General features: G+C 68.7%; 6 protein-coding genes. 2 read left to right on the top strand and 4 right to left on the bottom strand.

The features are described from left to right. From VFZ09_RS25280 to VFZ09_RS25270, 3 genes are all read right to left on the bottom strand, one after another. On the bottom strand, positions 1-261 hold a 261-nt coding region (locus tag VFZ09_RS25280), incomplete at its 3' end, for a hypothetical protein (RefSeq protein ID WP_329730218.1). Beyond that, the gene (locus VFZ09_RS25275) at positions 258-2,240 is read right to left on the bottom strand and encodes an Ig-like domain-containing protein (protein ID WP_329730217.1); all 1,983 of its coding nucleotides are present in this window, start codon (positions 2,238-2,240) and stop codon (positions 258-260) included. The genes VFZ09_RS25275 and VFZ09_RS25280, both read right to left, overlap by 4 nt. A gap of 222 nt (positions 2,241-2,462) precedes the next feature. Beyond that, positions 2,463-3,299: a hypothetical protein gene (locus VFZ09_RS25270; RefSeq protein WP_329730216.1), complete on the bottom strand. Its 837-nt coding sequence runs from the start codon at positions 3,297-3,299 to the stop codon at positions 2,463-2,465. A gap of 316 nt (positions 3,300-3,615) precedes the next feature. On the opposite strand from VFZ09_RS25270, the gene VFZ09_RS25265 reads away from it, so the two are divergent. After that, the gene (locus VFZ09_RS25265) at positions 3,616-8,871 is read left to right on the top strand and encodes a protein kinase domain-containing protein (protein ID WP_329730215.1); all 5,256 of its coding nucleotides are present in this window, start codon (positions 3,616-3,618) and stop codon (positions 8,869-8,871) included. A 395-nt stretch (positions 8,872-9,266) separates the two neighbouring features. Here VFZ09_RS25265 and VFZ09_RS25260 read toward each other — a convergent pair whose 3' ends face one another. Further along, positions 9,267-10,067: a trypsin-like serine peptidase gene (locus VFZ09_RS25260; protein WP_329730214.1), complete on the bottom strand. Its 801-nt coding sequence runs from the start codon at positions 10,065-10,067 to the stop codon at positions 9,267-9,269. A gap of 459 nt (positions 10,068-10,526) precedes the next feature. Here VFZ09_RS25260 and VFZ09_RS25255 point away from each other — a divergent pair. Beyond that, positions 10,527-10,746: hypothetical protein (locus tag VFZ09_RS25255; RefSeq protein WP_329730213.1), on the top strand; the 220-nt coding region annotated here is incomplete at its 3' end.

The following is a 10,746-nucleotide window of genomic DNA, read 5'->3' as shown; positions in this document are numbered from 1 at the left end:
GACGGCCCTCCACTGGCCACTGGTATTCTGCAGGTTGGTGACAATGCTGGGAGAGATGTCCGCGGCGCTCACCGTCAGGGTGACCCTGGCCACCTCCGACGTCGAGAGGGCCTGCGCCGACACGCCGATGTCGGCTGAGCCTTCCTGGGGTGCAGCAGGAGAGCAGGCCGCGAGCGGCGCGAGCAGCAACAGGCTGAGCGCCAGAAACAGGAATGGGTGTAGTCGATTCAAGGGGTTCTCCACGGAGAGCGAGCGGATCACGGAGAACCCGGCAGGTTGACGGTGAAGGTCTGCGTCGCCTGCGCCCCGCCCGCGTCCTTGATCACCGCGGTGATGGTGAAGGGGCCGCCGCTGGCTGGCGCGGTCCAGAGCATCTCGCTCTGGGACGCGGACGTGGTCGCGGTGCCCAGCGTGCCGCCGCTGGCGCTCCAGGTGAAGAACAGGGCGGTGCCCTCCGGGTCGTGCGCCACCACGAGCACATCCAACGTCCCGCCCGCCGCCACGATGTCGGCCGACTGGAAGGTCTGGTCGATGACGGGGGCCGCGTTGGGAACCTCGGGCAGGCCGATGGTGATGGTGAGCGAGCCCGTGGTGCTTCCGCCGCGGCCATCCCTGGGTGCCACGGACACGGTGCACGTACCACCCGGCGGCTGAGTGGCCGGAGCCGTCCAGGTGGGGTTCTTGGCGGTGGTGCTGCTGAAGCTGCCGCCGCAGCCGCCGTCATTCCAGGTGTACGCCAGGGTGTCGCCATCCGGGTCCACCGCCGTCACGTCGAGCACCGTGCTCTCGCCGGGCCTCACCTGGCCCTTGGTGACGGACACCTGGCTCACCACGGGCCAGGTGTTGAAGGACGTCGTCACCGAGGCCTTGCTCCTGCCGGCCAACACGTTGATGACCAGGGAGAAGCCGGCTTGGCCGCCCTTGCCGTCCGTCACGCTGACATTGACGGTGTAGGGGCCCTCGGTGGTGGGCGCGGTCCAGGTGGAGCTCGATTTCGTGGCGTTGGCCAGGGTGCCCGCCGTGGCCGTCCAGGCGTAGCCCAGCGTGTCACCGTCAACGTCCGTCGCCGTCACCGAGAGCGTGGTGGACTGGCCCGGCTCGACCTGGGAGGCGGAGGCCACCAGCGCGCTGATGCGCGGGGCGTTGTTGCTGAAGGGGTTGGGGGCTGTCTTCTGCTGCAGCAGGATGAAGACCGCCGCCGTCGAGCCCTGGGTGATGGTGACCCCGGTGACCTGCCCCTCGTACAGCAGGACATTGGAGGAGTCGTAGGCCTGGGCCTTGAAGGTGCGGTCGGAGCCCACGGGAATCCCTCCCAGGGTTCCGCCCCACTGCCCGGAAGTCTTGAACAGGTTGCGAGAGATGTCCGGCGAAATTCCGGAGCCGCTCACCGTCACGGTGACCCGGCTGATGTCATTGGCCGACAAGGCCTGGGCGGAAATTCCCAGGCTCGCCTCGCCCACGACCGGTTCCTTTTCCCCTCCGCAGGCCATGGCCAGGGTGAGCGCCAACACGGAGACAACCAGGCTCAGCGAACGGAGGGAAACCCTCCTCGACATTTGCGGCATCAAATTTCTCCAGACAGGGTTGGACGAGTCCCAGGGACTCGTTACGGGGAGCAATGGAGGTGCTCCACGTGGCTGCTGGAGTGGGAGAGCCGGCGAGGGGGATTTTGATGCAGAAAAAAATCCGCTGGCTCGCACTGTTCGCTTGGCGTATAGGCGGGAGAGAGGCCATGTGGAGGGTGAGGGCTGGAGCGAAGGGGTGGAGGAGGGCCGCGGACGGGGGTCGCCGGAGCAGTGAGCCAAGCGGGAGGAGAAGCCGCGCAGCCCCATGGGGTACACGCCGGCCCAGGCGGCCCTCCCATGAGGTGCGCGGCAGGGGCCTGGCTCTCTTGGCCCTGGCGGCTTGAGCCTCAACACCAGCTGCGCGTGGTTGAGCAGGATGTCCTTGATGCCGTCCCGGATGGCTTCGGAGCTCAACGCCTGCTTGCTCATCAGCGTGTGCGCGTCGCGGGCCTCGATGATGGCGTTCGTGATCTCCTGCCGAAGATCGGGCGAGCTCGCGAACTGCTCCTTGGTGTTGTTCGCGGCATGCTGGGCCAGCGTCGTGGACTCCAGCAGCTTCCCCAGCAGGACGTTGTTCACGTAGACGAGCTTGTCCTGCTCCGACAGCTCGCCCTCGAACAGCGTGTTCACCTTCTCGATGATCTCGTGGAGCCGGGCGCGCTCCTTCTCCTGCACGCTGCCTCCTCCCGTCTCATGGACTCACCCCGGCCACAGCCCCTCATCGGCCGTGTCCTCCCGGCACGCATGGAACATGATGGCTCCATCACCGAGCCTGCTCCATGTCCGCTCATCCTCGTCGATGTTCATCAACCAGCCTGCTCCGGACCCGCGCATCTTCGGCGATGCCCATCAACCAGCCGGTCCAAATCTCCATCAACAAGCGTGCGCGGCAACAGCTCACAGGGGAAGGCTGGCGCCGATGGACAGACCGGCGTAGGGCAGGATCACCCTGGACTCGCCGAAGGTGCCGGGGTTGGTGAGGGCGCTCGCGCCAAGGAACAAACGCATGTGGAACAGCTGGACCTGGAATCCTCCGCCCAGCTCCAGGTTGGCCCAGTACGCCGTGTTGATGGGAGCCGGCTCCCGGTCCGCACAGCCCAGGACGCACACGTAGATGCTGTCCCTGGAGAAGGCGCCGCCCGAGAGCCCCACGCCCGTATCGATGAACAGCAGGCTGCCCTGGGCCCGCGCTCGCACCATGCCGGCGAACTGCGGCCCCGACACGCCAGCGCCCAGGCCGGCCGCGACGGAGAAGATCCGGCCCGCGAGCTCGAACTCGCCTCCCGCCAGTCCATAGGGGGTCGCGAGACCGACCAGTCCCTTGACGCGGAGCTGGAACCGGGCCGGTGTGGCGCCGGGCGTCGGCGGGCCTGGAGGGGCGGCGCTGGGGGGCTCCGGATCAGCGCGCGGCGCGTCCGCTGCCGCATGGCAGGGAATGGCGGCGAGGGAGGTGGCGAGCACTACCGCGAGTACGAGCCTGCGGGCCAACGTGAATCCGTCTGCATCCATGGGGCGACTCCGGTACACCGGGGCACGCCAAGATAACAGATCTCTCTCTGAGACGAGCTTGCCCGCCACCTTCCCGGACTCGACCTTCGCGTGCGCCGCGCGGAGGTTGGCTGCGTTGAGGAGGAGGTTCTCGTGCCAGCACGCCGCGGCGTCGAAGAGGTTGTGCGAGGTGACGGCGCCCCAGGCCCCCTGGTCGATGACGAGGTTCTTGCGGTGGTCCTCCACGTTGTGCAGCGACTGCCAGATGAGCGGCTGGTGATAGCTGTGGTTCAGGTACCACCGCGAGTAGATCTCCCTGGAATCTTCGCCTCGGGCTTCACGGGCGAGCGCGGTGGCTTCTCTTTCAGGACCGAGCCGGATGGGGCCGCGCCGACGAGCGCAAGGCGCTGGAGGAGAAGGCGGCGAAGTACGGTCTGCGCTACTGATTCCCTGCCTGCCCTCCTGACGGAGCGTCCGCTGGGCTCAACCCCTCCAGCGCCCGCCCATCGGGAGGCAGGTGCCTATTGTTCTGGGAGGGCGGTCTCACGCCCTCTCTCATCCCATGTCCGAAACGATCGCTGGCTATCAGCTCGAGCGCAGAATCCATGAGAGTGAGCGGTCTCTCGTCTACCGGACACGGAGCAGACCCGATGCCCCGCGGGTCGTCCTGAAAATCCTCAAGCGCCAGTACCCCTCTCCCGAGGAGATGGTGCGCTACCGGCGCGAGTACGGGATCATCCGCTCCGTCCAGGGCAAGCACCTCATCCGCGCGGAGGGCCTGGAGCATTACAAGGACACCTGTGTCCTGCTGCTCGAGGACTTCGGGGGCGAGCCCCTGTCCCATTGGCTCTCTCGCGGACCGCTGGACCTGGGCCAGTTCCTTCGCCTGGCCATCCACCTCGCCCAGGGCCTGGAGGAACTGCACGCGGCCAATGTCATCCACAAGGATCTCAATCCCTCGAACATCCTCTGGAACCCGGAGACGGACGAGCTGAAGCTCATTGGCTTCGGCATCGCCACCCGGCTTCCCCAGGAGCCCCAGACGTTCCGCAACCCGGCCCTGCTGGAGGGGACGCTGGCCTACCTCTCTCCCGAGCAGACGGGGCGGATGAACCGGGACATCGACTACCGGACGGACTTCTACTCGCTCGGCGTCACCTTCTACGAGATGCTGGTGGGACGGCGGCCCTTCATGACGGAGGATCCGCTCGCGCTCCTGCACTGCCACCTGGCACGGACTCCCCCGGACCTGGCGGAGCAGGGGATTCCTCCCATCCTCGCCCGGCTCGTCGGCAAGCTGCTGGCCAAGAACCCCGAGGATCGTTACCAGTCCGCGCACGGGTTGCGTCTGGATCTGCTCCGCTGTCTGGAAGCGCTCGAGCGGGGGGAGTCCCTCCAGCACGTCTCCTTCCCCCTGGGGCGAAGCGACATGCTCGAGCGCTTCCTGCTCCCCCAGCGGCTGTATGGCAGGCAGTGCGAATCCGCGCGGCTGGAACGGGCCTTCGCCGAGGCCACCCACGAGCCCGGCCCCGACGAGCCGCCCCCCCATCCCCTGCTGCTGCTCATCTCCGGCTACTCGGGCGTTGGCAAGACCACGCTCATCCAGGAGGTCTACAAGCCCTTGACGGCGAAGCGGGGCATCTTCGTGGCCGGCAAGTTCGAACAGTTCCGGCGGCACACGCCCTACTCCGCCCTGCGTCAGGCGCTCGGCGCCTGGTGCCGTCACGTGCTGGCAGACAGCGAGCAGGCGCTGGCCGCTTGGAGGCAACGCATCCTCGAGGCCGCCGGACACAGCGGCCAGCTCCTCATCGAGCTCGTTCCGGAGCTGGCGCTCGTGCTCGGTCCGCAGCCTCCCCTTCCCGAACTGGGGCCCCGGGAGGCCGAGAATCGCTTCCACCTCGTCGTCCAAGGCTTCATCCGGACCATCGGGGGCCGGGAGAGTCCGCTCGTCATCTTCCTGGACGATCTCCAGTGGGCGGATGTCTCGTCCCTGCGGCTGCTGGCCTCCCTGCTCCTGACGGCCGAGCTGCCCCAGGTCCTCTTCATCGGCGCCTACCGTGACAATGAGGTCGACGCGAGCCACCCCCTGCTCACGCTGCTCACCGAGCTGAAGGAGGGGGGCGCGCGCGTCGACTCCATCCACCTGGAGGACCTCGGGCCCGAGGCGGTGCGCGAGCTGCTCGCGGATGCGTTCCACTCCACGCCGGAGCGGGTCGCCCCCGCCGCCGGCATCCTCTACCAGAAGACGCATGGCAATGCCTTCCACACCCTCGAGCTGCTCAAGCTGATGCACCACGAGCAGGTCATCACCTACGTGTACGAGCGGGGCGAGTGGCAGGTGGACCCGCGGCGGCTGCGAGCCCTGCCCCTGAGCGACAACGTGGTGGAGCTGCTGACGCGCAAGCTGACGGAGCTGCCGGCCGGCACGCGGGCCTCCCTCGAGATGGCGGCGTGTCTCGGCAACCGCTTCGAGCTGCGGCTGCTCTCCCTCTGTTGTGAGAAGCGCGGCCAGGAGATGTTCGAGACCCTCCGTCCCGCGGTGCTCCAGGGCCTCGTCGTCCCCCTGGATGGCCACTCCACCCGGTTCGCCATGTTCGATGCGGACGCCTCCACTCCCGCCGAGTGCTGGTTCCGGTTCCAGCACGACCGGGTGCAGCAGGCGTGCGACTCGCTCCTCCAGCAGGACGACCGGGCCCGCCTGCACCTGAAGATTGGCAGGCTGCTGCACACGAAGCTCCCTCCCGAGCAGCACGAGGCGCAGCTCACCACCCTCACCGACCATTTCAACTTCGGGCGCCGGCTGCTGCGCGACGACCCGCGGGCGCTCGCCGAGCTCAGCCACCTCAACCTCCAGGCCGCGCGGCAGGCGAAGAGCTCCATGGCGTATGCCCAGGCCCTGGGGTACGCATCCGCCGGTATCGAGCTGCTGCCAGAGGACGCCTGGCGGACGGACTACACCCATACCTTCGCGCTGTACCGGATGCGGCACGAGTGCCAATACCTCTCCGGCGACTACGCGGGAGCCGATGAGACCGCCGGGCTGCTGCTCGCCCATGCGCGCTCGCCCATGGATGCGGCCGACGTCTACGGCACGGCCGCCATCCAGGCCTCCATCCGGGGCAGGTATGACGAGGCCATCTCCCTGGGACGCAAGGCCTCGAAGCTGCTCGGCTTCGAGCTACCGGCGGACGAGCAGCTCGATGCCTGTGTGGAGCAGGAGTTCGCCTGCCTGATGGCCCGGCTCGACACCCACACCGTGAAGGCGCTGATGGAGTCCCCCCCTCTTCAGGACCGGGAGATGACGAGCCTCACCCGCCTGCTGGCCAGCATCGTCGGCGCATCGTACTTCTGGAACCTGAAGCTCTGGGCCTTCCTCACCCTGCGCAGCGTTCGCATCGGTCTGGAGCGGGGCTACTTCAACGAGCTGCCCTTCTCGTTGGGCAACACCGGCACCCTCTGCGTCACCCGCGGGCAGTACGCACGCGCCTGGCTGCTGGCCAGGGCCGGGGTGGAGCTCGGAGAGAGCCGGCGCAGCACCGTGCGCTGCCGCGCCTTCAACTGCCTGGCCCTGTGTGTCAGCCCCTGGGCCGCCCCCCTGCGGGAGGCGGTGGAGCCGGCCCGGCGCGGCCACCTCCACGGCATCGAGGATGGGGACCTGGAGTACTCCTGCTACTGCCTCTTCGGCCTGCTCAATGCCCTGCTCTCCCAGGGCACGCCCCTGCCGGGCCTGCGCGCCGAGGCCGATCGCGCCATCGCCTTCGCGGCCAGGCAGAAGAACGTCATGGCCGTGCCCTGCTTCTCCGTCCTGCGGCAGTTCGCCCTGGACCTGGAGGGAAGGACGCTTGCACCCGCCACCTTCGACGACGGCTCCTTCCAGGAGGCGCGCTTCCTCCGGGAGGCCGCGGGCCTGGACATGGCCCACTGCTACTTCCACGTCTACAAGCTGCAGTCCTTCTACCTCTGGGGCCGGTACGAGGAGGCGCTGCGGATGAGCGAGGAGGCCTGCCGCACGCTGGACCAGGTGGCCCCCTTCGTCCAGGCGGCGGAGCACAACTTCTACACCTCCCTCACCCTGACCGCGCTCTGGCCCCGGGCAAGCCCCGCGGCCCGCGAGCGCGCCCGGCTGCGGCTTCGCTCCAACCAGGAGCAGATGCGCCGCTGGGCGGACAGCTGCCCGGAGAACTTCCTGCACAAGCTCCAACTGGTGGAGGCGGAGCTCACCCGGCTCGAGGGGCGCGATCTGGAGGCCCTGCGCCTCTACCAGCGCTCCATCCAGTCCGCCCGGCGGCAGGGCTTCATCCAGGACGAGGCCTGCGCCCACGAGCTCGCCGCGAGCTGCTGCTTCGAGCTGGAGCTGGCCGAGCACGGCGAGATGCACATCGCCAAGGCGCACCACCTCTACCGGCTGTGGGGCGCGGAGCGCAAGGCGCAGGAGCTCGAGCGGCACTACCCCCACGTGCTGCTCACCCGGGCGCCCCCCTCCCCTCCGAGCCCTCCGCCTCCGGGGACGCTGGGGACGGGAGCCACCTCGCTCACCGTCTTCGATGCGATGAGCATCCTGCGCGCCACCCAGGCCATCGGGGGCGAGCTCGTCCTGGAGCGGCTGCTGGAGACGATGCTGCGGGTGGTGTTCGAGAACGCCGGTGCGCAGCGGGGGGCGCTGCTGCTGGTGAAGGAGGGCCAGCCGGTGGTGGCCACGGAGGGCTCCGCGGCCCAGGTGCAGGTACACGGGGGCGGCGGCGTGCCGCTCTCTGGCTGGACCGGGGGCTCGCACGCGGTGGTGCACTATGTCCACCGCACCCGCGAGCGGCTCGTGTTGGGTGATGCGCCGGGCGACCCGCGCTTCAGTGGCGAGCCCTACCTGCGTCAGGCGCGGCCGCGCTCGGTGCTCTGCATGCCCATCACCCACCAGGGCCGCCTCGTCGCGCTGCTCTACCTGGAGAACCCCCTGGCCACCCATGCCTTCACCCAGGAGCGCACCGAGCTGCTGGAGTTGCTCGCCCGCCAGATGGCCGTCTCGCTGGAGAACGCCCTGCTGCATGCCCGCGAGCGGGAGCAGCGGGCCCAGGCCGAGCGCGCCGTGCGGCTGCGGGACGAGTTCCTCATCGTCGCCTCGCACGAGCTGAACACCCCCGTCACGTCGCTGAATCTGAACATCCAGAACCTCAAGCGGATGGCGAGCCGCGCGGCCCTGCCCGAGCGCATCCAGGGCCTGCTCGCCAAGGCCGAGCAGCAGCAGCGGCGCATCTCCACGCTGGTGTCGGAGCTGCTCGACGTGTCGGAGCTCGAGGCGGGCAGCCTCCCCCTCCACCTGGAGCAGGTGGACCTGGCGGCGCTCACGCGCGAGCTCCTGGAGCGCCTCGCCCCCGACTTCCAGCGCGCGCAGTGCACCCTCCTCCTCGATGCGCCACGGGAGGTGGTGGGGTGGTGGGATCGCCGCTACCTCGAGCGCGCCCTCCACGGGCTGCTGGCCAACGCGCTCAAGTTCGGCCGCGGAGAGCCCATCGAGGTGAACCTGTGCAAGCGGCAAGCCCACGTGTCCCTTTCCGTGAAGGACCATGGCATCGGTATCGCCGCCGAGGATCAGGGCTACATCTTCGAGAAGTTCGGCCGGGCGGTGTCGGCCAGCCACTATGGGGGTCTCGGCCTCGGCCTCTACCTGTGCCGGCTCTTCATCGATGCGCACGGGGGGCGTCTCCGCGTGGACAGTCAACCGCTGCAGGGGGCCACCTTCACGGTCGAGCTGCCCCTGGACTCGAGAGCCCCGGGGGCGAGCGCCATCCCGGGAGCGGAGGAGGCCCGGGTGTCCGGTGCATGATGGGGCCTCGTCCCGAGGGGCCGCTCGGCGAGGCCGGACGGCGTGCGCATGCTGGGGGGCCACATGAGGTGCGCGGCAGGGGCCTGGCTCTCTTGGCCCTGGCGGCTTGAGCCTCAACACCACGCGGACTGAGGCGGCTGTCGCGCCGGGGCCAGCCTCGCACCTGCCGTGGGCAACCCCAGGTGCTCCACAATCGTTCTCACCCCTCCTGCTCCCTTCACGTACGCCTCGTGCGCACGGGGGGCTGTCCGTGTGCAAACGCTTCCGCCGCCGGGCGGAGGAGCGCAAGCCTTGCAGCCAACGGACGGTTGTCTGGAAGGGTGGGGGGAAGGAACTCCCGCGCCCATCCAGGGGCGCGGGAGGCGGACTTCAGATCGCTGCGGGAAGGCCTGGGACTACAGGCCGATCTCGGCGAGGCGGGCCTTGAGGGCCGTGGCCTCGGTGCCGACGTTGTAGGCAGTGGGGCTGTAGTTGTCGCCGCCGCCCCCGCGGTGCAGGCCGATCACCAGGTGCGCGTTGGCGGCCCCGGTGCCCGCGAGCACCGGCGCGCCGGACGAGCCACCCAGCGTGTCCGCGTTGTAGGTCAGAGTGACGGCGCCATGGTTGGTGTTGAGCACGGTGCCCAGCGAGTACTTCTTCGTCGGCACGCAGCTCGAGTCGACGGTGGTTTCGCAGTTCTGGTGGATGATGTACACGGAGGAGCTGTTGGCCGCGTTGCTGCTGGCCACTGTCAGCTTCCCGTACACCTGGCCGGGGTAGTAGCCGTTGAGCGGCTTGCAGGCGAGGACGGACATGTCCTCGTTCGTCCAGGTGCGCACGAGGGTGGGGCAGTCGTACCAGATGCGGCTGGTGGAGGCGACGCCCTCCTCGTAGTTGAAGGACGCCCTGGCGCCCGCCGCCTCCGCGCTGCTGCCGATGCAGTGGTTGTTGGTGACGATCTTGTCGTTGGCGATGAGCCACGCGGTGCAGCGGGCGCCCTTGGCCGGGATGGACAGGTAGCCCACCGCCTTGGAGCGGGCCCGCTGGGTGCTGGTGGGGCTCAGCTCGGTGACGTTGTACCAGTTCAACGAGCCGACGATCACCTCGCCCTCGGTGGAGCCCACGGGCTCCGCGTTCGGAGCGTCCTCGGGAAGCTCGCCCACACCACAACCCGTCAGACCTGCTACCAGGAACGCACGGACAATCTTCAGGCTCATAAAAGGGGGGTTTCTCCATCGTGCGGCGAAATGCCGCTGAGTGGCTCCTTCAGCACGTGTCGTGCCATCCCCGCGGGTGGCCGTCTTCCCTCGGGCGGGCTCCCTCCGCGTCTGGCCGGAGTGGAGCATCCGTGCACCTGTTGCTGGATGGCAGATGTAAACAGGGTGGACAGGTTCCGGTAAAACCCGAGTTTGTTCGGAGACTTGAGGAAGTTCTACAGGTGTCCTGGAAAAAAACAACGGGATTTATGGGTTTTGTACTGAAAACGGACAATCCCCGTCGCCAGTCCGGGGGCGGGGAGAGCCGGGGCGCGCCCGGCCCAACGCGGCATGAGCAGTCCGGAGGGGTGGGGCGAAGGAGCTCCCGCGCCCATCCAGGGGCGCGGGAGGCGGACTTCAGATCGCTGCGGGAAGGCCTGGGACTACAGGCCGATCTCGGCGAGGCGGGCCTTGAGGGCCGTGGCCTCGACGCCGATGTTGAAGGAGGTGGTGCTGATCGATGAGACGAACGTGTACAGGCAGGCGCCACGGCTCGGCGTGAAGATCGAGCGCCGCGCCACGCCCACCGGGGACACCGTGCCCCTGGGCCGCGTCCACGGCGCCATGTCCCACGGCTACCACCGCTCGCTCTTCTCCACCACGGTGGCCACGGCGCTCCGTGACAGGGCCATCGCCTACG

Origin of the sequence: Archangium sp., from assembly GCF_036277355.1 — a bacterium.
Taxonomy (GTDB): Bacteria; Myxococcota; Myxococcia; order Myxococcales; family Myxococcaceae; genus Archangium.
This window is presented reverse-complemented; position numbering and strand designations above follow the sequence as displayed.